General features: G+C 62.3%; 25 protein-coding genes and 1 tRNA gene. 10 read left to right on the top strand and 16 right to left on the bottom strand.

Features of this window, described 5'->3' with window-relative positions; all coding sequences use genetic code 11:
* Positions 1–47 precede the first annotated feature (47 nt).
* From MU846_RS05490 to MU846_RS05480, 3 genes are read right to left on the bottom strand one after another with little or no spacing between them, the layout of a single operon-like run.
* The gene (locus tag MU846_RS05490) at positions 48–1,043 is read right to left on the bottom strand and encodes an alpha-L-glutamate ligase-like protein (protein WP_246949910.1); all 996 of its coding nucleotides are present in this window, start codon (positions 1,041–1,043) and stop codon (positions 48–50) included.
* Complete coding sequence (locus MU846_RS05485; RefSeq protein ID WP_246949908.1) at positions 1,043–2,575, bottom strand: UUP1 family membrane protein; 1,533 nt, start codon at positions 2,573–2,575, stop codon at positions 1,043–1,045. Before MU846_RS05485 ends, MU846_RS05490 begins: the two co-directional genes overlap by 1 nt.
* 34 nt (positions 2,576–2,609) lie before the next feature.
* Positions 2,610–3,185: an ATP-dependent zinc protease family protein gene (locus MU846_RS05480; protein WP_246949903.1), complete on the bottom strand. Its 576-nt coding sequence runs from the start codon at positions 3,183–3,185 to the stop codon at positions 2,610–2,612.
* Positions 3,186–3,412: 227 nt separating this feature from the next.
* On the opposite strand from MU846_RS05480, the gene typA reads away from it, so the two are divergent.
* Positions 3,413–5,224: a translational GTPase TypA gene (typA, locus tag MU846_RS05475; protein ID WP_246949896.1), complete on the top strand. Its 1,812-nt coding sequence runs from the start codon at positions 3,413–3,415 to the stop codon at positions 5,222–5,224.
* Positions 5,225–5,275: 51 nt separating this feature from the next.
* Complete coding sequence (locus tag MU846_RS05470) at positions 5,276–5,740, top strand: tRNA (cytidine(34)-2'-O)-methyltransferase (protein ID WP_246949874.1); 465 nt, start codon at positions 5,276–5,278, stop codon at positions 5,738–5,740.
* Between the two features lie 260 nt (positions 5,741–6,000).
* Here MU846_RS05470 and secB read toward each other — a convergent pair whose 3' ends face one another.
* Genes secB through MU846_RS05455 form a run of 3 tightly spaced genes read right to left on the bottom strand, consistent with a single transcriptional unit; the run spans position 6,001 to position 7,156 of the window.
* Positions 6,001–6,474: a protein-export chaperone SecB gene (gene secB / locus MU846_RS05465; RefSeq protein WP_246949870.1), complete on the bottom strand. Its 474-nt coding sequence runs from the start codon at positions 6,472–6,474 to the stop codon at positions 6,001–6,003.
* On the bottom strand, positions 6,471–6,740 hold the full coding sequence (gene grxC, locus MU846_RS05460; protein WP_246949868.1) for a glutaredoxin 3: 270 nt from the start codon (positions 6,738–6,740) through the stop codon (positions 6,471–6,473). The genes secB and grxC overlap by 4 nt, the downstream gene beginning before the upstream one ends.
* Complete coding sequence (locus MU846_RS05455; RefSeq protein ID WP_246949865.1) at positions 6,740–7,156, bottom strand: rhodanese-like domain-containing protein; 417 nt, start codon at positions 7,154–7,156, stop codon at positions 6,740–6,742. The genes grxC and MU846_RS05455 overlap by 1 nt, the downstream gene beginning before the upstream one ends.
* A 110-nt stretch (positions 7,157–7,266) precedes the next feature.
* Here MU846_RS05455 and MU846_RS05450 point away from each other — a divergent pair, with 110 nt between their 5' ends.
* From MU846_RS05450 to MU846_RS05440, 3 genes are all read left to right on the top strand, one after another.
* The gene (locus tag MU846_RS05450; protein WP_246949862.1) at positions 7,267–8,430 is read left to right on the top strand and encodes a murein hydrolase activator EnvC family protein; all 1,164 of its coding nucleotides are present in this window, start codon (positions 7,267–7,269) and stop codon (positions 8,428–8,430) included.
* A gap of 117 nt (positions 8,431–8,547) precedes the next feature.
* The gene (locus tag MU846_RS05445; protein WP_246949859.1) at positions 8,548–9,816 is read left to right on the top strand and encodes a S41 family peptidase; all 1,269 of its coding nucleotides are present in this window, start codon (positions 8,548–8,550) and stop codon (positions 9,814–9,816) included.
* Positions 9,817–9,829: 13 nt separating this feature from the next.
* Positions 9,830–10,798 carry a divergent polysaccharide deacetylase family protein gene (locus tag MU846_RS05440; protein WP_246949856.1) on the top strand — a complete coding sequence of 323 codons (969 nt, stop codon included), beginning with the start codon at positions 9,830–9,832 and terminating at the stop codon, positions 10,796–10,798.
* 4 nt (positions 10,799–10,802) lie between these two features.
* Here MU846_RS05440 and MU846_RS05435 read toward each other — a convergent pair whose 3' ends face one another.
* The 5 genes from MU846_RS05435 to hisB form a co-directional block, all read right to left on the bottom strand.
* Positions 10,803–11,687, bottom strand: a complete 885-nt coding sequence (locus tag MU846_RS05435) for a bile acid:sodium symporter family protein (protein ID WP_246949854.1) — start codon at positions 11,685–11,687, stop codon at positions 10,803–10,805.
* 416 nt (positions 11,688–12,103) lie between these two features.
* Complete coding sequence (hisF, locus tag MU846_RS05430) at positions 12,104–12,877, bottom strand: imidazole glycerol phosphate synthase subunit HisF (protein ID WP_246949849.1); 774 nt, start codon at positions 12,875–12,877, stop codon at positions 12,104–12,106.
* A gap of 127 nt (positions 12,878–13,004) precedes the next feature.
* The gene (hisA, locus tag MU846_RS05425; RefSeq protein ID WP_246949835.1) at positions 13,005–13,745 is read right to left on the bottom strand and encodes a 1-(5-phosphoribosyl)-5-[(5-phosphoribosylamino)methylideneamino]imidazole-4-carboxamide isomerase; all 741 of its coding nucleotides are present in this window, start codon (positions 13,743–13,745) and stop codon (positions 13,005–13,007) included.
* A gap of 94 nt (positions 13,746–13,839) precedes the next feature.
* Positions 13,840–14,478, bottom strand: a complete 639-nt coding sequence (gene hisH / locus MU846_RS05420; RefSeq protein ID WP_246949821.1) for an imidazole glycerol phosphate synthase subunit HisH — start codon at positions 14,476–14,478, stop codon at positions 13,840–13,842.
* Positions 14,479–14,483: 5 nt separating this feature from the next.
* A complete protein-coding gene (gene hisB, locus MU846_RS05415; protein WP_246949806.1) occupies positions 14,484–15,098 on the bottom strand; it encodes an imidazoleglycerol-phosphate dehydratase HisB in 615 nt (204 codons plus the stop codon).
* A 68-nt stretch (positions 15,099–15,166) separates the two neighbouring features.
* Between hisB and MU846_RS05410 the strand changes: the two genes are divergently transcribed.
* Complete coding sequence (locus tag MU846_RS05410; RefSeq protein WP_246949791.1) at positions 15,167–15,496, top strand: GNAT family N-acetyltransferase; 330 nt, start codon at positions 15,167–15,169, stop codon at positions 15,494–15,496.
* Between the two features lie 3 nt (positions 15,497–15,499).
* Here the strand turns inward: MU846_RS05410 and MU846_RS05405 are convergent, their stop codons facing one another.
* Positions 15,500–17,431: a sensor histidine kinase gene (locus tag MU846_RS05405; protein WP_246949788.1), complete on the bottom strand. Its 1,932-nt coding sequence runs from the start codon at positions 17,429–17,431 to the stop codon at positions 15,500–15,502.
* Between the two features lie 140 nt (positions 17,432–17,571).
* Between MU846_RS05405 and MU846_RS05400 the strand changes: the two genes are divergently transcribed.
* The 4 genes from MU846_RS05400 to MU846_RS05385 all read left to right on the top strand — a co-directional run bounded on the left by MU846_RS05400 (position 17,572) and on the right by MU846_RS05385 (position 21,366).
* Complete coding sequence (locus tag MU846_RS05400; RefSeq protein ID WP_246949785.1) at positions 17,572–19,773, top strand: AsmA family protein; 2,202 nt, start codon at positions 17,572–17,574, stop codon at positions 19,771–19,773.
* The gene (mutY, locus tag MU846_RS05395; protein WP_246949782.1) at positions 19,770–20,870 is read left to right on the top strand and encodes an A/G-specific adenine glycosylase; all 1,101 of its coding nucleotides are present in this window, start codon (positions 19,770–19,772) and stop codon (positions 20,868–20,870) included. The genes MU846_RS05400 and mutY overlap by 4 nt, the downstream gene beginning before the upstream one ends.
* Before the next feature lie 83 nt (positions 20,871–20,953).
* Entirely contained in the window at positions 20,954–21,229 is a 276-nt protein-coding gene (locus MU846_RS05390) for an oxidative damage protection protein (protein ID WP_246949777.1), read from the top strand.
* 61 nt (positions 21,230–21,290) lie between these two features.
* Positions 21,291–21,366 (top strand) — tRNA-Phe (locus MU846_RS05385).
* Between the two features lie 554 nt (positions 21,367–21,920).
* On the opposite strand, the gene MU846_RS14740 is transcribed toward MU846_RS05385, so the two are convergent.
* The 4 genes from MU846_RS14740 to MU846_RS05375 form a co-directional block, all read right to left on the bottom strand.
* Positions 21,921–22,220 (bottom strand): P27 family phage terminase small subunit, encoded by a 300-nt coding sequence (locus MU846_RS14740; RefSeq protein WP_371738621.1) that lies wholly within the window; start codon positions 22,218–22,220, stop codon positions 21,921–21,923.
* A 110-nt stretch (positions 22,221–22,330) separates the two neighbouring features.
* A complete protein-coding gene (locus MU846_RS14735; protein ID WP_371738619.1) occupies positions 22,331–22,663 on the bottom strand; it encodes an HNH endonuclease in 333 nt (110 codons plus the stop codon).
* On the bottom strand, positions 22,663–22,854 hold the full coding sequence (locus MU846_RS05380) for a hypothetical protein (RefSeq protein ID WP_246949760.1): 192 nt from the start codon (positions 22,852–22,854) through the stop codon (positions 22,663–22,665). The genes MU846_RS14735 and MU846_RS05380 overlap by 1 nt, the downstream gene beginning before the upstream one ends.
* Positions 22,851–23,063 (bottom strand): hypothetical protein, encoded by a 213-nt coding sequence (locus MU846_RS05375; protein WP_246949758.1) that lies wholly within the window; start codon positions 23,061–23,063, stop codon positions 22,851–22,853. The genes MU846_RS05380 and MU846_RS05375 overlap by 4 nt, the downstream gene beginning before the upstream one ends.
* Positions 23,064–23,109 lie beyond the last annotated feature (46 nt).

The following is a 23,109-nucleotide window of genomic DNA, read 5'->3' as shown; positions in this document are numbered from 1 at the left end:
TGGTCACAGAATCGCCGTCCGTTGCGGCTGGCGCTGTTCCTTGTGCCTCAGGAGGAAACTGGCACGCTGGCCAGGGAAAGCTCACCGGTGGCGAACTTCTGCTGGCAGTATTGCAGCCGCTCTGCCACGGTTTCTGTTCGCCCGGTGGCCTCAAGTTGCTCCATATGCCGCTCGATCACGGCACAGCGCCGGGCCAGGCCGGAATCATTTGCTACCTGAATGCTCAGGCCAGGGCGGGCATTGAGCTCCAGCATCATCGGTCCACGATCACGATCCAGCACCAGGTCCACGCCCAGATAACCCAGCCCCGTCAGCTCGTAGCAGCTGGCGGCGATGGTCATGAATTCCTGCCACTGTGGCAGCTGCACGCCAGCCACCGGGTTGGCTGTATCCGGGTGGCGCTGGATCACGCGATCATGCCAGGTGCCGTTGAGGGTGATGCCGGTAGCCAGATCCACGCCGACACCGATGGCGCCCTGATGCAGGTTGGCCTTGCCCTGCGATTGCCGTGTCGGCAACCGCAGCATGGCCATCACCGGGTAACCACACAGCACGATGATGCGAATATCCGGCACGCCTTCAAAGCTGATAGCGCCAAATACCTTGTCGGGAGTCACGCGATATTCCACCAGCGCCCGGTCGCGGTGGCCGCCCAGCGAGTAGATGCCGGAGAGAATGCCCGAGAGATGGTGGCCGATATCGTCTTCGGACAACAGCCGCCCGGACGCCGTGCGGTACAGCCCCTCGAAACGATCAGTAATCACCAGAATGCCGTCGCCGCCGGCGCCCTGAGCCGGCTTGATGACAAAATCCTTGCGCTCGGCCAGGGTCTTCGCCAGCCGCCCGATACCATGCTCGCTATCCACCACGGCATACATTTCGGGCACGCGAATACCCGCTGTCAGGGCACGCTCCTTGGTGAGCACCTTGTCGTCCACCAGCGGATACAGGCGGCGCCGGTTGTAACGCAGCACATAATCGCCGTTACGCTGGTTGATCCCCATCACCCCGCGCTTGCGCAGCGCCCGCCAGATGCCGATCATCAGGACTTGCCCGCCAGCGCCCGGAAGCGCAGCAGCTCGGTCAGGCGATAACCCCGATAATGGCCCATCAGCAACATGATGCCGGCCATTACCAGCAACACGCCGGGGAATGTGAAGCAGAAATACATCAACGGCGGCCAGGTCATCAGCAGATGGCCGACGGTCGCGGCCACCAGTGTGCCGATGCCGGCCTTGAAGGCATTGAGGCCGCCGCGCTCCTCCCACATGATCGACAACCGTTCGATCACCATGGTCAGGATCACCATCGGGAACAATGCCACGGATAGCCCACGCTCCCAGCCGAGCTTGTGCCCGAACAGGCTGATCAGCGCCATCAGGATCACCACGAAGGTGAGCACCACCGAGAGCCGTGACAACAACTGCAATCGCAGATGCTCAAGGTAGGAGCGCAGCGACAAACCGGCGGTGGTGATCACGGTAAACAGCACAATCCCCCAGATCACCTCCGTCTCGCGGAACGCCAGCGCCACCAGCACGGGCGTGAAGGTGCCCAGGGTTTGCAGCCCGATCAGATTGCGCAGCAGCAGGATCAGCAACACCCCCACCGGGATCATGATCATCACGCTGAACACTTCCTGCGTGGCGACGGGCATGTCGTACAGCGAAAAACTCAGCTTGGCGCTGTCACGCACAATCTGCGATTCCTGCGCCAGCTGAATAGCGCTGACTTCCGAGCTGGTGATGCTGAAGGTGACAGTGGGCCGCGAGGCGCCCTCGGCCTGCGCCACCGGTGTGGCGCCGATCCACCACACGATACGGTCGTCAGGCAGGCCCTGATCGCCGGTGGCGGGGTTGAAGTAGGTCCACTGCGTGCCGTTGAAACTGCGCAGCCATAATTCCGGCGTCTGGCTCTGGCTCGCCACCAGCCGCAGGGTGTGCACCTGCTCGACCGGAATATGCGCCACGGCGAGCAAGGTTTCGATCACCTGGGCACGCCGTGCGATGCCGGTGTCGTTGGCCAGCAACAGGCCCACATTTTCATCCTGAAGATTGCTGACGCGCTGGATGGTTTCACTGATGAAAGTATCCACATCGGCCGAATGTTGCCGGATCGGCGCCAGCAGCGCCTCGGCGGCAATCCTCTCCGGGCCTTCCAGCGCCGGGCGCGCCCGGAACTGCGGCCCCATTTCCACCGCTACCTGCTCGCCACCGAAACGCCGTGACAGCATCTTGCGATAGTAAAGTGTCTGCTCGCCAGTGGCCCGGCGCACCGACCAGGTCACCTGACGATTGGAGCCGACCCGTGCCACGTTAACGCCGTAATTCTGCGAGATGAAGCTTTCGTTGAGCACCAGATAGCGCTCACTGCCCGGCGGCACGAACATTTGTACCTTGACCGGATTGTTAGCGGTAGCGCGAAATTGTACTCGCGCATCGATCACCCACACCGGGTCGGTAACGCTGGGGCTGACCGGAATATTCAGCACCGTGACCTGATAAATTGCACTGCCGGCTCCCACGGCGATCAACGTTAGCGCAAGTAGCAGCGCGTGCAGTTTTACTCCGCGCATACTCCCCCCGTCAGTTGCCCCGGACGCTTCATTGTTATCTATCCTCTTCTTCGCCGTGTTCGTCGTCGAGGTTCGCCAGCGTTACGGTACACCTTGGGCTGCCGCTGGAAAATGCCTGCGCCGGATCAACCAGAGAACGCAGGTCACGCAAACCCTCGGCACCTAACAGCAGCGCATAGGAAAAGTTTCGCCGGTCTGTAAGGTTGACGCGCATCGGCACCTCGCGCTCGCCGACGCATACCGTCAAGCGTACTACCGGCCGGCTGGTGGCCGTCTGCGTGAGGTCGCCATCCATATCCGCGATGCGCCGGCGAATGCGTACGGTATCGTCCAGCGGCAGCTCTCGCCAGCCGGCATCGTCTGCAATGCCCAGCCGAAATCGCACCCATTCTTCGCCGTCACGCATTACCGGCTGAATGTCATAAGCGCTGAGCGAAGCACTGACAGCGCCGGTATCCAGCTTGGCCTTGATATCCAGCCCAAGCTCCTTGATTCTCGCCTCTTCATGCAGGCCCAGGATCACCTTGTGGTTGATCTCGACCGCGTCCTGGGCCATGGCGCCCAGCGGTGTTGCCAGCAACGCCAGCAACAGCTTCTGCGATAATTTCATCAGCCTTTCCAGTTACTTGCGTGTATCAACACCGGAGCAAGCCCCTCCGGCTCTGCCGCCTTCGACCGTCGAATCGGCTCAGGGTTGCAGCAAGGGCGCCCATTCTAGAGCAAGCCGCAGCGGAAATATCGGGGCGTCGGTAAAACTGTCTAATATATAAGCATGTGCCTGAACCCCGGCGCCTGCTATACTCCGGCCCCCTCTTTTTGCCCGGATCGGATCATTTTGTGAGTATCGAACGCCTGCGCAACATCGCCATCATCGCCCACGTAGACCACGGCAAGACCACTATTGTCGACAAGCTGCTACAGCATTCCGGCACCTTCGGAGAACGCTCCGGCCCCATCGAACGTGTCATGGACTCCGGCGATATCGAAAAAGAGCGCGGCATTACCATTCTCGCCAAGAACACTGCGCTGAAGTGGAACGGCTACCGCATCAATATCGTCGACACCCCCGGCCACGCCGATTTCGGTGGTGAGGTGGAGCGAGTCATGTCGATGGTGGACTCGGTGTTGCTGCTGGTCGACGCCGTAGACGGCCCCATGCCGCAAACACGTTTTGTCACGCAGAAAGCATTCCAGGCCGGCCTCAAGCCGATCGTCGTCATCAACAAGATCGACCGCCCCGGGGCGCGGCCGGACTGGGTCATGGATCAGGTGTTCGATCTGTTCGACCGCCTGGGCGCCACCGATGAGCAGCTCGATTTCCCGGTGGTCTACGCCTCGGCCCTGAACGGCATTGCCGGCCTTGATGTAAACGATATGGCCGACAACATGGAGCCGCTGTTCGAGACCATCGTCGACAAGGTGCCACCGCCAGACGTGGATCTGGACGGCCCGTTCCAGATGCAGATTTCCTCGCTGGATTACAACAGTTACGTCGGTGTTATCGGCATCGGTCGTATCAAGCGCGGCCGCGTGAAGACCAACACGCCAGTGAAGGTCGTCGATACCGCCGGCAAGGCGCGCAACGGCCGTGTGCTCTCGATCATGGGCCACCATGGGCTGGAGCGCGTGGAAGTGCCGTCGGCCGAAGCGGGCGACATTATCTGCATCACCGGGCTGGACCCGCTGGATATCTCCGACACCCTGTGCGATCCGAACCACGTCGAAGCACTGCCGCCGCTATCGGTGGATGAGCCGACGGTGAGCATGTTCTTCCACGTGAACACCTCCCCCTTCGCTGGCCAGGACGGCAAATACGTCACCTCGCGCAATATCCGCGAACGCCTGCAGGAAGAGCTGCGTCATAACGTGGCGCTGCGCGTGGAAGATACCGACAGCCCGGATCGTTTCCGCGTCTCCGGCCGTGGCGAGCTGCATCTTTCCGTATTGATCGAGAGCATGCGCCGCGAAGGCTTCGAGCTGGCCGTTGGCCGGCCCGAGGTGATCGTGCGAGAAGAAAACGGCATCAAACAGGAGCCTTACGAACAACTGATCCTGGATGTGGAAGAGCAGCACCAGGGGCCGCTCATGGAGCAGATGGGCCTGCGCCGGGGCGACATGACCAATATGAGCCCGGATGGCAAAGGCCGCGTGCGGCTGGAATATCTGGCGCCTTCCCGTGGCCTGATCGGTTTCCGCTCGCTGTTCATGACGCTCACCTCCGGCACGGGCGTCATCAACTCGGTGTTCTCCCACTACGGCGACTTCAAGCCGGGCCAGCTGGCGGAGCGCAACAACGGCGTGCTGATCTCCAACGTCAGCGGCAAGGTGCTGGGCTTCTCGCTGTTCAATCTCCAGGAGCGCGGCCGCATGTTCATCGAGCCGAACGTGGAAGTCTACGAAGGCCAGATCATCGGCATTCACTCCCGCGACAATGATCTGGTGGTGAACCCGACCAAGGGCAAGCAGCTCACGAATATGCGCGCTTCCGGCACTGACGAGAACATCATCCTGACGCCGCCGATCCGGCTCTCCCTTGAGCAGGCCATCGATTTCATCGAAGACGACGAACTGGTAGAGGTGACGCCTAACTCGATCCGCCTGCGCAAGAAACTGCTGACGGAATCGGAGCGCAAGCGCGCCTCACGCTGACCGCTCAGGCCCGCCACCCGGCGGGCCTGCTTCTTTACTGCGACCCCCGCCATGCTGCATATCGCCCTGTATGAGCCTGAAATCCCGCCCAATACCGGCAACGCCATGCGGCTGGCCGCCAACACGGGTGCCCAGCTGCATTTGATAGCGCCGCTGGGTTTTGTGCTGGAAGATAAACTGTTGCGCCGCGCCGGCCTGGATTATCGTGACCAGGCCACCGTTCACGTACACGACGGCTGGCCTGCGTTTTCGGCGTGGCTGGGCGAGCGCCGCCTGTGGGCGCTGACCACCAGGGCCCGTCGTTGTTACAGCGCCGCGCAGTTTGCAGCGGAAGATGTTCTGCTATTCGGCCCGGAAAGCCGTGGCCTGCCGGCAGCGCTGCTCGACAGCCTGAGTGACGAGCAAAAACTCCGCCTGCCCATGGTGCCGGATAGCCGCAGCCTGAACCTTTCCAACAGTGTGGCAGTGGTGGTGTACGAAGCCTGGCGGCAAATGGGATTCACCGGCGCAGTCTGATCTGGCATCACGTCGCGCGCCATCACAGGCGCGATGACTGAGCGAGGCTAAGCGGACTGAAGAAACTGGGGAAACTGGAGAGGCCGGGAGAGCAAGCCCGCACCATCGCGCGAAGGCTGCCCCCTCCTCTATAGCGGCATGCCCGCCATGCAAACCGCCCCGAAGGTCGGCTCTGTCCAACCTTCGAGGCGCCGCTCACAAGCCCGAGGCCCGAGATGCGCACCGGGCCTTGCAGCGCAAAGGTTACGCCGCAGCCTGCGTCAGTGCGTGCTGCCTTCCGCCGGCGCACCTTCACCCGCCGCAGCGCGAGCCTTGGCATCCTGGTAAAGCGCATCGAAGTTGATCGGTTGCAACAGCAACTGCGGGAAGGTGCCACGGCTCACCAGATCGGTGATCAGCTCACGGGCATAGGGGAACAGCAGGTTCGGGCAATAAGCACCCAGCAGCTGGTCACGCTCCTCGCCCTCGATACCGATAATCGTGAAAATGCCAGCCTGTTTGACCTCGACCAGATACACCGTCTTGTCTTCGTTGTTTGCGGTAACAGTCAGGCTGAGCACCACTTCATAATCCGTCTCGCTCTCGCCCACTCGACGTGTTTCGGTATTCAGCTGCACGTTCACTTGCGGCTGCCACTGCTTGAGAAAGACGTCCGGCGCGCCCGGCACTTCAAAGGAAATATCCTTGGTGTAGATACGCTGTAACTGAAAAGCTCTTTCTGGTGCATCACTCATTGTTGTTGTCCCGAATCCAGCATTGCATCAAGGCGGCCGGCACGCTCCAGCGCGTAGAGCTCGTCGCAGCCTCCCACATGGGTGCCGCCAATCCATATCTGCGGCACCGTGTTACGCCCCGCACGCGCCGCCATCTCCTTGCGCAGCGCAGGGTTCTCCTCCACGTCGATATTGGTGTACTCCACGCCCTTGCTGTCCAGCAGCCGCAAGGCGCGCACACAAAACGGGCACCATGCCGTGGTGTAAAGCACTACCTCGGCCGCCATCAGCTGCGCACCACCGGCAGGCTGTCGGCACGCCAGCCCTGGATGCCGCCCCGCAACCGGTACAACGTGGCGAAACCCCGACCCTGCAGCACGCGCCCGGCATTGCTGGCCTGGTTGCCCATGCCGCACACCAGCACCACAGGCTTTTCTCGAAATTTCTCCAACTCGCCGACCCGCTCATTGAGCTTGGCGAACGGAACATTGATACTGCCGGCAATATGGCCCTTGCGGAACTCATCGTCATCACGCAGATCGATGACCACACCCTCTTCCCGATTGATCAGACTGGTTGCTCGCTGCGAGCTGATAGCCAGGCTGCCGCGGCGGGACTCCAGGAAGAAGAACAGGGTCCAAAGCAGGAAAAACGCCGACACCAGGATGTAATGATTGGCAGCGAACTCGAAAATACGATCCATAACAGCGTCCGATAAGGGTGGAAACGGCGCCAAGTATAGGCAAGGCGCGGCCAATCATCCATGACTGCGCTATCGTTGCCTTGATCCCGACGCAGAGGTAAAACCCGTTCATGATTCGCTCCCTGCTCTCCTGCCTGTTGCTGCTGGCACTGCTTGCGCCCGAGCTTGCCCGCGCCGAGCAGGCTTCGCCGGCACAACTGCGGGCACTGCGCGAGCGTATCCAGGCGCTACAGGAAACCCAGCGCAAGGATCTGCGCGAACGTGACGCACTGGCCGCCGAGCTGCGCGAGCGCGAGCTGGCCATCTCGGCGCTGGAGCGTGAGCAGGATCAGCTTGCCACCAGCGCCCGGCAGGCGGCACAGGAGCTTGAACAATTGCGCGAGCGCCAGCGCCAGATGGCGGCTGAACAGACCACCCAGATCAACTGGCTCACCCGCACAGTGCGCGCCAGCTACTTCAGCGGCCGTGAGCCCACCTTGAAGCTGCTGCTGAGCCAGGAGCAGCCCGACCAGCTGGCGCGCCTGATGCGCTATCACGAGTACGTGCAGCGAGCCCGCACCGAGCGCCTGGCGACGCTGGAACAGGAGCTGTCAGCGCTGCTGACGCTATCCCTGGAAGTCGCCGCCGCCCGTGACCGCCACGACAGTCGGCGCAATGCTGTGGCAGCTCAGCAACAACGGCTGGAAAACGCCCGCCGCGAGCGCGAGCAGGCGCTGGCGAAACTGAATGCGCGCGTGACCGATCAGGGCAGCCGGCTGACCAGCCTGCAAGCCGATGCCGAGCGGCTCGACAAACTGCTGCAAGAAATGAACCGCGCTATTTCCGATATCCCCGCTGATCTTGGCGGCGCTCCCTTCGGGCAAATGGCCGGCAAGCTGCCGTGGCCGCTGGAAGGCCGCCAGCGGGTCAGCTTCGGTGCGCGCCGTGATGGCGGCCTGCGCTGGAACGGCGTGTTGCTGGAAGCACGCGAAAGTACCCCGGTGCGAGCGATTCACCCCGGCCGGGTGGTCTACGCCGACTGGCTGCGCGGTTACGGGATGATGTTGATCGTCGATCACGGTAACGGCTACCTCACCCTGTATGGCCACAATCAAAGCCTGATGCGAGACGTGGGCGATTGGGTGGCAGCCGGCGATGTGCTGGCGCGGGCCGGCAATTCCGGCGGCAGCGGCATACCGGGCCTGTACTTTGAAATCCGCCGCGAAGGGCGCCCGGTAGACCCGGCCCGCTGGTGCAATCAGCGTGTTACACTGCCTCCCCTGGCGGAACGATAAGGCGGGGGGAACCGCCCGGCGCTCTGGCCATTCACAGATATCAGACAGCCGCTGCCCTCCGGCCGCAGCCGGCACGAACTGTCCTGACAGGGCGTTGACAGAGAGAGACCGACGCGCATGAAACGCTTCCTTTGCCTTGCCTTACTGGCGCTGGCCCTGCCCGCTCACGCCGTCAACAGCAGCCTGGATGCACGAGCCGCACAACAGGATATTCCCGTCACCGAGCTGCGTATTTTTGCCGAGGTGCTGGAGCGCATTCGCGCTGTTTATGTCGAAGACATCGACGACCGCACGCTGCTGGAAGCTGCCATTCGCGGCATGTTGCTGGATCTTGACCCCCACTCCGCCTATCTCACACCCGACGAGTTCGACGATCTGCAAGTTTCCACAAGTGGCGAGTTCGGCGGCGTCGGCATGGAAGTGACCATGGATGACGGCTTTGTCACCGTGGTCGCCCCGATAGATGACACCCCCGCCAGCCGCGCCGGCATTCAGGCCAGCGATGTCATTCTGAAAATCGACGACACCTTCGTCAAAGGCATGACGCTGAACGAGGCGGTGAACCTGCTGCGTGGCGAAATCGGCACAGACGTGGTGCTCTCGATCATGCGCAGCGGCGAGAACAACCCGCGCACCCTCACCCTCACCCGCGATCGCATCCGCATCCAGAGTGTGCGCAGCGAGCGGCTGGCAGATGCCTACGGCTATGTGCGCGTCACCCAGTTCCAGAACAACACCGGCCGCGATGTGCAGCGGCAGATTGATCGCCTGAAAGCGGACGGCCCGATGCAGGGCCTGATTCTGGATTTGCGCAACAACCCCGGCGGCGTGCTAGGTGGTGCGATTCAGGTAGCCGACCTGTTTCTGGAGCACGGCCTGATCGTCTATACCCAGGGGCGCACCGAAGACTCCCGCATCAACTACGGTGCCAGCCGTGGCGATACGCTGGACGGGCTGCCGCTGGTAGTCATCGTCAATGGCGGCTCTGCTTCGGCATCGGAAATCGTTGCTGGTGCCTTGCAGGATCACGGCCGCGCCGTGGTGGTGGGCCGCCGCACATTCGGCAAAGGCTCCGTGCAGACAGTGCTGCCGCTCCACGACGACCGCGCACTGAAGCTCACCACTGCACGCTATTACACGCCGAACGGCCGCTCGATCCAGGCCGACGGCATCCGCCCGGATATCCAGGTGAATGTGGCCCGCGTGGAGCTGATGGAGCGCGGCGAAGGCATTCGGGAAGCCGATCTGCCGCACCATCTGGCCGCCGGCACGGCCGCCGCCGAACGGGACAGCCCGGCCGATGACCTGGCCAGCCGGGATTACGATCTGTACCAGGCGCTGTCGATCCTCAAGGGCATTCATCTTTCACGCGCCGGGGCACGCTGACGGAGTGTTGCGGTTGTTTCATTCTGCACGCGCGCCACTGACCGGGCTCGCCGCCCGACTGCTGACGCTGATCGCCGTCGCCCTGCCCTGGCCCGCCGCTGGCACGCCCCGCATTGCCATCGTCATTGATGACATCGGCTACCACGCCGAGCGCGGCCTGCGTGCTATCCGCCTGCCGGCCGCGCTGACCTGCGCCGTCATTCCGTTGTCGCCCCACGGCCCCCGGCTGGCACGGGAAGCCGCGCAGCAAGGGTGTGAAGTCATCATTCACATGCCGATGGCGGCCAATAACGGCCAGCCGCTGGATGCCGGCGGCATCGATACCCATATGGCCGCCGAGCTGATCCAGGCCCGCATCAGCGAAGCGTTTGATCTGTTGCCGCAAGCCCGCGGCCTGAATAATCACATGGGCAGCCTGGCCACCAGTGATCCGGCCACCATGGACGCCGTGATGGCCAGCCTGGCCCGGCACGGTGCTTTTTTTCTGGATAGCAGAACCTCGGCGCAATCGGTGGGCGAGAGCGCTGCCCGCCGGCATGGCCTGCCCGCCGCCGGGCGCGACGTGTTTCTCGACAATCAGCGCGACCTGCTGGCGATCAATGAGCAATTCAACCAGCTGCTGCGCATCGCTCGCCGGCGTGGTAGCGCCATCGCCATCGGCCACCCCTACCCGGAAACACTGGAATATCTGGAGCGCGTACTGCCGTTGATGCCACAGGCGGGCATCGAGATAGTGCCGGTATCCCGGCTGCTGCGCGCCGGCGATGCACCGGAACTACCACGCAACACCGGCCCCGGCCGCCGCCCGGAAGAGCCTTTTACCACGCCGCAAAGGCCACCATCCGCTCCACAAGCACATCCCGGCCCGGGCGGCGCGGGCCAATTACCGCCCAAGCACGAAAACAAGCACGAGAAACAGCCTGCTGCTCTGCCCGAGAAAGGCCGGTTGCCGCCCACCGTGAGCGCACAGCCACGCTCCTGAGTGCTCAGGCTGCGGCGTCTTTCTCTCCGCCAATACCCATCAAGCGGCTCGCACCCAGCAGCAGAAAACCGAACGCAAACATCATCAGCCCGTAGACCGCCGCAGGCACCGAGATCTCAGGGGAATTCAATAGCGTCAGCGCGATCATCAGCCCCAGCGTGCCATTCTTGATGCCCAGCTCCACCGCCACCGTGAAAGCCGCCGGCCGCCGCAGGCCCACCAGCCGGCTGCCGCCGTAGCCGATCAGAATCCCGGCAATATTCAGCAGCGCAGCCGCCGGCCCGGCAGCGCGCAACAAGGTGCCCACCTGATCCCCGACGCTGATCACCACCGCCGCAATCACACCGATCAGCACCACCAGCCCGAACACGCTCACCAGCTTTTCCATCTTCGTGGCCACCGCCGGAGAGATGCGGCGGATGGCCATACCAATCGCTACCGGCACCAGAATAATCACCACCAGCGTTACCACCGTGCGCAGCACCGGCAGCACCACCCTGGCGGAGGCATCCATGTAGCGCTCCATGGCGAAATTGATGAACAGCGGCAGCGTGCCGATGGTAATCAGGCTGGCCAGCACCGTAAGAATGATAGACAGCGCCAGATCACCTCGGCCGATAAAGGCGAACAGATTGGACGTAGTGCCACCCGGGCAGGCCGCAATCAGCACCAGCCCCACGGCCAGCGCCGGCGCCAGCCCGAGCAGGCCGACCAGCCCGAACGCAACCACCGGCATGATCAGTATCTGCGCCACGGCGCCGTAAATCACAGCGCGAGGCGCCAGCACCACAGCACGAAAATCCCGCACCGTGAGCGTCAGGCCCATTCCGATCATGATGAAAAACAAGGCAATAGGTAGCCCAAGCCCAATCAGCGGCCCTTGCTCCATGTCGTGCTCCCGGGTTGTTGTTATCCCCCCGAGAGTAACGGAGAGCGGAAACCGGGGCCACGGGAATACCAGCCACCCGAGCCGGTGCAGCATGGCTCATCAAGCATTGAGCAAAGCCCGCCCTCTCAGCCACCCCCCACGCTCCACAACGGGTGTAGCTCATGTCATCCGTTTGCTCTGTTACCGCTGTTGCCGGTTCAAGGATTATCGCCCGAGAAGGCGATGTATTACCCCTCTCACCGGTTCGCACAGCGCAACTCCGTCTCCCCTCGTGGGACAAGCGAAGCGCAGAACAGCCGCAGGCTGGCCCGAAGGGTGAGCGAAGCGAACAAGGGTTGGGGAGAAGGGAAGAACAACGGCCCGGCAGCACAACATACACCGGGCCCCCGTATCAGAAACACGCCGGCCAGCAGCCGCTATAGGCGCATTTCGATACCGGCAGCGGCGAGGTATTCCTTTGCTTCGAGGATACTGAATTCGCCAAAGTGGAAGATGCTGGCCGCCAGCACCGCATCGGCACCGCCTTGCAGGATGCCATCCACCAGGTGTTGCAAGGTGCCGACGCCGCCGGATGCAATCACGGGCACGGACACCGCATCGCTGACGGCGCGCGTCAGGGCGATGTCAAAACCGTTCTTGGTGCCGTCGCGATCCATGCTGGTGAGCAGCACCTCGCCTGCGCCCCGGTCGGTCATCTGCCGTGCCCAGTCCACGGCATCAATGCCGGTGGGCTTGCGGCCGCCGTGGGTAAAGATTTCCCAGCGGTTCGGCTCGCTCTCGGCGCTGACTTTTTTCGCATCAATGGCCACCACGATGCATTGCGCACCAAAACGACTCGCCGCCTCGTGGACAAAATCGGGATTGCTGACAGCGGCGGAATTGATGCTGACCTTGTCTGCCCCGGCATTGAGCAGATTGCGGATATCGCCCAGGGTGCGCACGCCGCCCCCCACCGTCAGCGGAATGAACACTTCGCTGGCGATCCGCTCCACCGTGTGCAGCATGGTGTCGCGGCCTTCGTGGGTGGCGCTGATATCCAGAAAAGTGATTTCGTCGGCGCCAGCCTCGTTGTATCGCCGGGCAATTTCCACCGGGTCACCGGCATCGCGGATTTCGACGAATTTGACACCTTTGACGACGCGGCCCTGATCCACGTCCAGGCACGGGATGATGCGTTTGGCCAGACCCATTTGAAGACACCACTGCGGTTAGCAAAGGAGTGAATTCTAGCAGACCTGACGCCGAGACGAACCCGTGTTTGAACGCGTTCGCATCGGAATAGCGCCCGCGCCTGACAGCGCGAGCGCAGCGGCGTGCTCAGGCGCCGATCAGCTTGTCGGCCAACGCCTGACCTTCGGCAAAATCCAGCGTGCCTTCGTAAATGGCCCGGCCGGTGATGGCGCCGCTGATGCCTTCGCCAGCCACTGCGCACAGGCCGCGTATGTCATCGAGATCGGTGATGCCGCCGGAGGCGATCACCGGAATGGAGATTGCCTGCGCCAGCCGCACCGTGGCCTCAACGTTCACGCCCTGCATCATGCCGTCACGGTTGATATCGGTATACACGATCGCCGAGACGCCATCGTCCTGAAACTGGCGCGCCAGCGAGACGACTTCCACATCCGTGACATTGGCCCAGCCATCGGTGGCCACCATGCCGTCTTTGGCATCCAGCCCGACGATGATATGGCCGGGGAACTGCTCGCACATCTCTTTCACGAAGGCCGGCTCGTTCACCGCCTTGGTGCCGATGATCACCCACTGCACCCCGGCATCCAGATACGCCTGGATGATTTCCGGGCTGCGGATGCCGCCGCCTATCTGGATCGGCAGCTCGGGGTGCTCGCGGGCAATCGCCTTGACGATCTCGCCGTTCACCGGCTCGCCAGCGAAGGCGCCGTTGAGATCCACCAGATGCAGACGGCGGGCGCCCTGCGCCACCCAGTGCCGGGCCACCGCCACCGGATCATCGGAAAACACTGTGTCGTCTTCCATACGGCCCTGCCGCAGGCGCACACACTTGCCGTCTTTCAGGTCGATGGCGGGAATCAGTTGCATAGTGAGTCTCTTGATAGCAGGTGTTTCGATATTCGGGAGAGTGGCTCAGGCGGCCGGCGTCAGCCAGTAACACCGAGCCACGCGACGGTACTAGTCACGGTTGCCAGCGCAGGAAATTCTCCAGCAGCACCAGCCCGTGCGGCGCACTTTTCTCGGGGTGAAACTGCACCGCAAAAACATTGTCGCGCACCGCAGCAGCAGCGAAATGAGCACTGTATTCACAGCTGCCGGCGATCTGTTCTTCCGGCAACTCCGTTACATAGTAGGAGTGCACAAAATAAAACCGGCTGTGATCCTCGATGCCTTCCCACAGCGGATGCGATGTTTGCTGCACACGGTTCCAGCCCATATGCGGCACTTTCATGCGCTGCCCCAGCTCATCCAGCTGCTCGGGAAAGCGGCGCACCACGCCAGGGAACAGACCGAGGCAATCCACGCCGTCGTTTTCCTCGCTGTGGCTCATCAGGGCCTGCATGCCGGCACAGATAGCCAGCAGCGGCCGGCCAGCAGCGGCCACGCTCAGGATCGCCTGGTCCAGGCCGCTTTCACGCAGCACTCCAATACAGTCACGAATCGCCCCGACACCGGGAAAAATCACGCGATCAGCAGTGCGAACCACGTCGGGATCGCCGCTGATGACAATTCGCTGGTGATCGGCGGCCCGTTCCAGCGCCTTGCCCACAGAGTGCAGATTCCCCATGCCGTAATCGACGACGGCGACTGTTTCTGTCATACGCGTCAGCCCTGCGCCGGAGTTTCGGTGAGCGTGCCCTTGGTGGAAGGGGTCATGTCGGCCATGCGCGGATCAGCCTCCAGCGCCATGCGCAGCGCCCGGCCAAACGCCTTGAACACCGTCTCGGCCTGGTGGTGCGCGTTACGGCCACGCAGGTTGTCGATATGCAGCGTGACCATGCCGTGGTTGACCCAGCCCTGGAAGAATTCACGGAACAGATCCACATCGAAATCACCGATGCGGGCACGGGTAAATTCCACGTTCATCTCAAGCCCCGGGCGGCCGGAGAGGTCGAGCACCACGCGCGTGAGCGATTCGTCCAGCGGCACATAGCTGTGGCCGTAGCGGGTGATACCTTTTTTGTCACCCCACGCCTGGGCAAACGCCTGCCCCAGCGCGATCCCGATGTCTTCTACGGTGTGGTGAGCATCAATATGCAAGTCACCGTCGGCCCGCACCTCCAGGTCAACCAGACCGTGGCGAACCACCTGATCCAGCATGTGATCCAGAAACGGCAGGCCGGTCTCAAGCACACCTTTGCCGGTGCCATCGAGATTGACAGATACCTGAATGCGAGTTTCCAGCGTGTTACGCGTCACGCTGGCGCTACGTTGCTTCATGAATGACCTCCACAGAATGGCCGGGTATTATACGCTTCCCCTGCCATACCGACCAGCGACCACCACATATGCCACTGATAGCCCGGGAACATCACCTGAACAGCGGTAGCACGGAATACTTCGCCCGCGTGCTGCGCGACTTGCCTGAAATCCAGGCGCAGCTTGCCGCACCGCCTGCTGGCACACGCCTGATCGAAGGGCACTTCAACGGCAAACCACTGGCATTGTTACTGGCAGAACCGGCCGGCGCCGGGTGGCAGGTCAAGACGATAGCCGTGCACCCGGCAAGCCGGGGACGCGGCGTTGGCAGCACGCTGCTGGCGCAGGCCGGCGCCCTGCTCCCTGGCCTGGGCTGGCCTGACTGTCTGGAGGGAGTGGCCCGCCGCGCGGGCCTGTAAGCGTCACACCACCGCCGCCGGCAACTGCACGGATACCGTGGTGCCTCGGCCACGGCCGGGGCTTTGCGCCCACATTTGCCCGCCCATATGCCGGATCATCACCCGCGCCATGGGCAGCGAAAGCCCGAAACCATCGGCGTGGTGCCCCGAGCCGATCATGAAGAACGGCTGGAAGATGCCTTCCAGATCCTGCGGATCAATACCCCGGCCCGCATCTCGCACTCGCAGCACAACCTGCCCGCCGGACTTTGATGCTTCGACATGAATCTCGCCACCGGCATCGCTGAACTGGATGGCGTTGTCCAGCAACATGCCCAGCACTTCATTGAGCTCTGCCTCGCAGGCCACCACCTGCAAATCCGCAGGGATGCTATTGCGCACAGTCAACGCTCGCGCTTCCACCAGCGCCTGCCGCTGGCGCAACAGCCGATCCACCAGCCACATTGGCAAGCAATGCGACAACGACGGCGCCTGCTCACGCCCGGCAAGGTCAAAATAGCGTAGCGACGTGGCCACCAGCTGCTGCAGGCGGTCTTGCCCCTTTTGCACCATGTTGACGGCATCCGCCAACTCCGGCGGCAATTGCCCCGCTTGCAACAGCCTCGCCCCCGCCAGCCAGTTCAACGGCGTGTTCAGCTCGTGGCTCAGGTATTCCAGAAACAGCAACTTGTCGCGGTCGAGCTGCTCCACATCCTGCACATGCTTTTCCAGCGCTTCGCGCGCCTGCGCCGTGATGGCATCACGCTCCGACTGCAACAGCTTGATGCGCTCGCCCAGCGCCAGCGACAGCAGCAGGATCGCCCAGATACCGCCGAAATGAGGCGCATAGTTGGTGAACATATTGTGGGGCAACACGCCTATGTTCAGCAGCGCAAACACACCGCAACCCAGCAGAAAAAAACACCACGCGAGCACATACAGCCTGGCGGCACGAAAGCCCGCCCGCCACGAGCGCCAGCTGACCACCGCCAGCACCGAGATGATCACCAGCACCACGAACACGATCATGTGATAGGACAGCGGCGGCGGAATAAGCGCCATCAACACCGTCAACAGGATGGTGATGCCGAGCAGGTAACGCAGCACCCGGTCGGATGCCGGCGCCCGCCCGCGCAGCTGCATGAAACGGCGCGTATACTGGATCACGCCAATCATCGACAAGCCGATGATCGACGGAAAATACTCATTCAGCCGAGGCATCTGCGGCCATAGATACTGCAAGCCCAGGCCATTGATGTTCAGAAACGATACCGAGAAAAACGCGATGAACATCAGGTAATACAGATACGCAGAATCGCGCACCGTCACCAGCAGCAGCACGTTGTAGAGCAACATCGCCACCACGCCACCAAAAAACAGCCCGGTAATCAGCTGTTCCCGGTAGGTGCGCTCCACTAGCCCCTGAGCGGAGGTAAGCCTCAAATCCACATGCAGCGCGCCCAGGCCATGGATCTTCATGTAATAGGTTTGCGGACCGGAAAGATCGCTCGCCAGGGGAAAAACAAACTCCCGCACCTGCATATCCCGCTCACCGAAGGGCAGCGTATCGCCCATATGGCGCACGCTGAAGCCGCCTTTTCCATCGGGCGTGTAGAGATACATGTGATCGATGATCGGATGCCGCTGCACCAGATACCACTCGCTGCCCTGCACCTGATCAAGATCCAGCGTCATGCGCAGCCAGATCACCGAGCGAGTGAAACCAAAACTGGGATTGCCGCTCTGATTCGGCAGAAAGCGCGAGGCGAACACCGAGCTCACCTGCTCGATCGACCAGTTACCCTCGGGATCTACCAGTACCTCAAGGGCGGCGGCCAGCGGCAGCTCCGTATCTGCCGGGCCCGGCACAGCGATGGCGGCAACCGCGCCACCCGCCATCGACGAGAGCCCCCACAGCCAGCCTATCACCAGCCCCCAGCGCAGGAACTTTTGCACACCCGACTCCCCTAATCCGTCATGCGCCGGCTTGAATCGCGGCCATGCCTTGCCCCTGCGGGCCGCCAGCGCTATCCAGCGCAGCCCCGCTTGAGGCTGCTATAATCAATCCCCCGTCATCCTCGTGCAAGGAGAGCTCAATGGCCCGCGCCGCCCGTATCGTTCTCTATACTCTGATCGGCCTGCTGGTATTGATTGCGGTGGCCGTGTTTGTCATTACGCGCGTCATCGACCCGAACGACTTCAAACCCCAGATTTCCGAGCTGGCACATCAGCACGCCAATATAAATCTCGATATTCAGGGCGATCTGGGCTGGACCTTCTGGCCATCGCTCGGGGTTTCCGTCGGCCGCACCGAAGCTCGTATTGGAGACGACGAAGAGCTGTTCGCGGCAATTGACGAGGCCCGCCTCGGCGTCGCTGTATGGCCGCTGTTGTTCGGCAACGTGGAAATGGATGCCATCAGCCTCGCCGGCCTTGACCTGAATCTCGTCGAAGGCCCGGACGGCGGCAACTGGGAGCGCATCGCCGCCAGCGACGCGGCCGCCAGCCCGGAAGAGCTTGCCGAAGAAAGTGAAGGCTCGGCGATAGATATCCCGCTGAGCATCCCGGAAGTGACGCTCAGCGACAGCCGCCTGCGCTACCGCAACCTGGGCGACGGCACCGACATCACCATCGAACACCTGAACGTCAGCGCCCGCGATGTGCGGCTGGACGAACCGTTCCCCGTCACCGCGTCACTACGCTACCAGGATCAGGACGATATCCGTATCGATCTGGAGATCGATACTGTCGCCAGCCTGGGCCTGGACACCAATCACTACCGCCTCGCGCCGCTGGAAGTGAAAACCGCCATCGGCGGGCTGACCGCAAAGCCGGTTACCGTGACCGTCTCGCTGAACCTGGATGCCGCGCTGGACGACGACGTCGTGCGCGTCACCGATCTGCTCATCAGTGCCGCCGGCACCCAGACCTCCGGCAACGTCACCGTGAGCGGCCTCTCCACACAAATGCAGTTCAGCGGCAGCCTGGCCACCGCGCCCTTTGATGCCAATGGCGCCCTGCGCGCCATCGGCGAGGCGCCCATCGACACGCGCAGCACCGATGCGCTTAAACAAGTAAGCATGCAAGCCACCCTGAGCGGCCCGGCCAACAGCCTGCTGCTGGAGCCGCTGACCATCACCATTGACGACAGCACCATCAGCGGCAAGGCCGGCGTCACCGATCTGGACACCCTGGCGATGATGTTTGATCTGGTGCTCGATGAAATCAACCTGGATCACTACCTGCCGCCGGCCACCGAAAGCCCTGAAGCAACCACTGCGGAAGGCGAAAGCAGTGCGCCGCCCGTGTTGTCCGAGGAGCCGCTGCTGCCACTGGAGACGCTGCGCGAGCTGACTCTGGACGGTAAATTCCGCGCCGGCAAAGTGCTGGCGGAAGGGCTGGAAGCCAGCGAGATCGACGTAACTGTCAGCGCTGCCAATGGCGTCCTGCGCCTGCAACGGGCCAACGGCAAGACCCTCAACGGCACCTTCACCGCCGAAGCACAGCTGAATGCGCGCACCGATACGCCGACGATGAGCTTCGAAAGCCGCATCAACACCGTACAGATACAACCCCTGATGCAGCTGGCGCTGTCGCGCGATCTGTTCACCGGCATCGCCTCCATCCACACCGAGCTGAACACACGCGGCAACAGTGAAAAAGCATTGTTCGAGAACGCCGCCGGCAGCGTCAATTTCAACCTTGCTGATGGAGTCCTTCGCGGCGTGAACCTGCACGACACGCTGATCGGCGGCCTCAATGACATGCTCGGCAACTTCCAGGCTCTCACGGCGCTGATTCCGCAGCTCGAACAGGGGCGGCTACCACGCGAGCTGAGCGAAGACACCCGCATCCTTGATCTGCAAGCCATCGCCCGGCTGGATGACATGGTGGCCTCCGTAGAGCGGCTCACCGCCAATCTGGATCGCGGTGCCACCGTCAACGGCAGCGGCTGGCTGAATATCCTGAATGAAGATTTCGATGTTTCGCTGGGCATGAAGCTGCCGCAAATCAGCGACGACCCGCGCCTGAGCGAACGCGAATGGCCGCTGCGCTGCGCCGGCAACCTCAGCGGCAGCCCGGCGCGCTGGTGCTTGCCCAGCAGCGATGCCTTCCGCGATGCCGGCCGCGAGCTGGTGGCCCGCCTGGCCAGCGACAAACTCGGCGTTGATCTGCCGCAAAGCCGTGAAGAATTGCAGGAAGAAGTGCAGCAGCGCATCGACGAGGAGCGCGAAAAAGCCGAAGACAAGCTGCGTGATCGTGCTCGTGAGCGGCTTGAGGGCCTGTTCAACCGATGACCGACGCCCTGAACCTGCCGCTGCCACCCGCGCAGTTCCGCAACGCCGTGCTGGCCTGGTATGACCAGCACGGCCGCAAGGATCTGCCCTGGCAGCAGCACATTACGCCTTACCGCGTCTGGGTGTCGGAGATCATGCTGCAACAGACCCAGGTAAGCACGGTAATCCCGTATTTCGAGCGTTTCATGGCCCGCTTCCCCACCGTGGAAGCGCTGGCCGAGGCGCCCACCGACGACGTGCTGCACCTGTGGACGGGCCTGGGTTACTACGCCCGCGCCCGCAACCTGCACAAAGCTGCGCAACAGGTGGTGCACGAACACGGCGGCGAATTCCCCCGTGATCTCGACGCGCTGATCGCACTGCCCGGCATCGGCCGCTCCACCGCCGGCGCCATTGCCAGCATCAGCATGGAACTACGCGCCCCCATCCTCGACGGCAACGTCAAACGTGTGCTCACCCGCTTCCTTGCCCTGCCCGGCTGGCCCGGCGAGCGCGCCGTGGAGCAGCAGCTCTGGGCCGTGGCGGAAGCGCTGACGCCAGCACAGCGGGTGCGCGATTACACCCAGGTGATGATGGATCTCGGCGCCACCCTGTGCACCCGCCGCAACCCGAACTGCCCGGCCTGCCCGCTACAGCGCCAGTGCCGCGCCCATGCCGGCGGCAACCCGCACGACTATCCGACATCCAAACCGAAAAAAACCATCCCCGTGCGCCAGACCACCATGCTGCTGGCCCGCAATCCGGCCGGGGAGATATTGCTCATGCAGCGCCCGCCCAGCGGCATCTGGGGCGGCCTGTGGTGCTTCCCGGAAAGCGAGAGTGAAGACAACGCCACACTGATGCTCACCCGCCTCGGCCTCAAACCCGGCCACACCGAACCACTGCCCGGCTTCCGGCACACATTCAGTCACTTTCACCTGGATATCACACCACTGTTGATCGACACCCATGGCGCGCCGCAACTGATCGCCGAGCAATCGCTGGCCTGGGTCGACCCCACCGCCCCCGGCACGCTTGGCCTCGCTGCCCCAGTGAAGCGGCTACTGGAAAGCCTGGCCGAGCCGCGCCAGCTTTCCGCCCTGTCAGGCATGTTATAGTCACCCCGCCCCCGAAGAATGAGGGGAGAGCTCTCATTCTTCGCCCGGGCAAAGAACCAGAGATAAAGAACCAAGGAAGCCTCATGAGCCGTACCGTCATCTGCCGCAAGTACCAGCAAGAACTCGAAGGTCTTGAGCGCCCGCCGTTCCCCGGCGCCAAAGGCGAGGAGCTGTTCAACACCGTATCGAAAAAAGCCTGGCAAGAATGGCTGGCGCAGCAAACCATGCTGATCAACGAGAAACACCTGAACGTGATGGACCCGGCCACCCGGCCCTACCTCGACGCCCAGCGTGAGCATTTTCTCGACAACGAACCCTTCGATCAGGCCGAAGGCTACGTGCCACCGGACAAGGATTGAGCAAACAACCACCGCCACCTTGACGGCAACCAGCCGAATCGCTTTAATAGCGCCCTCTTTTGCCCGGATAGCTCAGTCGGTAGAGCAGAGGATTGAAAATCCTCGTGTCGGTGGTTCGATTCCGCCTCTGGGCACCATATAAATCAAGCACCTAGGCCGCTTTCACTCGAAGCGGCCTTTTTGCTTTCTGGGGTATGTAATGGGAAATGTAAGTGGATTTCCCGAAAGATGCCCGCGCCATCGCTTCCAGATCCACGCCACCAGCCCGTCATCCACGTCACCAGCCTGCATCGCACTATATCTGCGGCCTGCATGGTCTCTGCAAGTATCAGGCCGTGGGTGGCAATGTCTGGATAGAAAAATATCATGACAGGCACCGGTTGCCGCCGGTGAACATTCCGAACAGCAGGCAAAAAAAAGCCCCACATCACTGCAGGGCTGTATCTCGGCTGGCGGCTCTCGGTGGCCTCAAATGAATAAGCTCCGGCCTTTTCTCGTATGCCCGTGCGATACCCTCTGCAATCTCCGGTCTGTGCCCCTTGTCGATCAGGGCGCGGCGCATTTGCCGACGTAGTCCTGCATCCCAGTCGCTTGCCGTGGCAGTACGGGCCTGCTCCAGCAGCTCGTCAAAGCTGAACTCAGGTTCAGCAGAACGTGTGCGGCGGCGTGGTTTTCTGTCTGGTGAAGGCATTTAAAAATCTCCTGATAAATCTAATCGAAGCGCTCGGCTGTGAGCCAGCAGGGCGCGGCGTGCTTCGGCTTCGACCTGCAATAATGGGTGCGGCCTTGGCTGGCCTCCTGATCCCGCTACCACCAACCCATCACGCGCTACCGCTTCCCGGCATTGGTTCAGGCGGTCTACCGACTCGCACATACTCCGCAAAATCGCCAGACTTCCGGCATCGGTGATTTCATACTCCCGGCGCAATTCAGCCCATAGCTTCCGGCCATCGGTGCCAAGTGATTTGGGTGGAGTGATTTTGGTTGCCATCGTGTGTACCTCTGAAAATTGGAAAATTGCCCGGCACATTGCCTGCGTGAGGGGGGGCGTGGTCAGGGAGGCAATCAGCTTTTTCTGTCGACCCACCCCCCCCACCACTCTCAGCCGCCGCCCAGCTCCTCTGCCCGCTTGACAGAGTCGTGGCATGGCTTGCACAGCGGCTGCCAGTTTTTACGATTCCAGAACAGCTTTTGATCCCCACGGTGGGGGATGATGTGGTCCACCACCGTCGCCTCCACGACCCTGCCCTCTGCCTCACAGTAGCGGCAGAGCGGGTTGGCCGTGAGGTACCGCAGCCGCTCCCTCTGCCACTTTCCGCCGTAGCCTCGCTGGGCAGTCGTCTTGCCCGACCTCCAGCTGCTAGGGTTCACCTGGGCAAGGCTGCGCTCTGGAGCCTTGGCGATCCTTGGCGGCAGAGTCTTGAGCCGTGCCATCAGTCCAGCCCTAGCTCTTCCCGCAGTGCCTGAGCGAAATCTTCCATGCCCGGCAGGTCGTCGAAGTATCCGCGTGCCGTCTGCTCACATAGCCGCATGAATGTCGGGCCGTCCAGCCAGTCGGCATGGCGGGCAATGATGTTGGCCAGCTCGTTGAGAATTTCGTTTTCGTCGTCGGTGTGGTGGCTCATTCTTTATCCTCCAGTACAAATTCTTCCAGCGCGGCAACCCGTGCTTCGAGCGCTTCCGTTTCCAGCTCGGCCTTTGCAATGTGCGCAACTAGCACACCAACAACTGCGGCCATAGACTCCGGCGTTTGCGTGCCGTCCCGCTCAATTACCGGGGCAATCTTTTTGCGAAATATGATCTCCGCTCTTTGAATGATCTTTTCACGAGTCATAGCGCGGTGCCTCCGATTGCCCGAACTGCAAGCTGTGCGCTGCCCC

The organism is Alcanivorax quisquiliarum (assembly GCF_023051175.1).
In the GTDB taxonomy this organism is placed as follows: domain Bacteria; phylum Pseudomonadota; class Gammaproteobacteria; order Pseudomonadales; family Alcanivoracaceae; genus Isoalcanivorax; species Isoalcanivorax quisquiliarum.
Note: the sequence above shows the minus strand (reverse complement) of the source record. Positions and strands in the feature narration are given on the sequence as shown.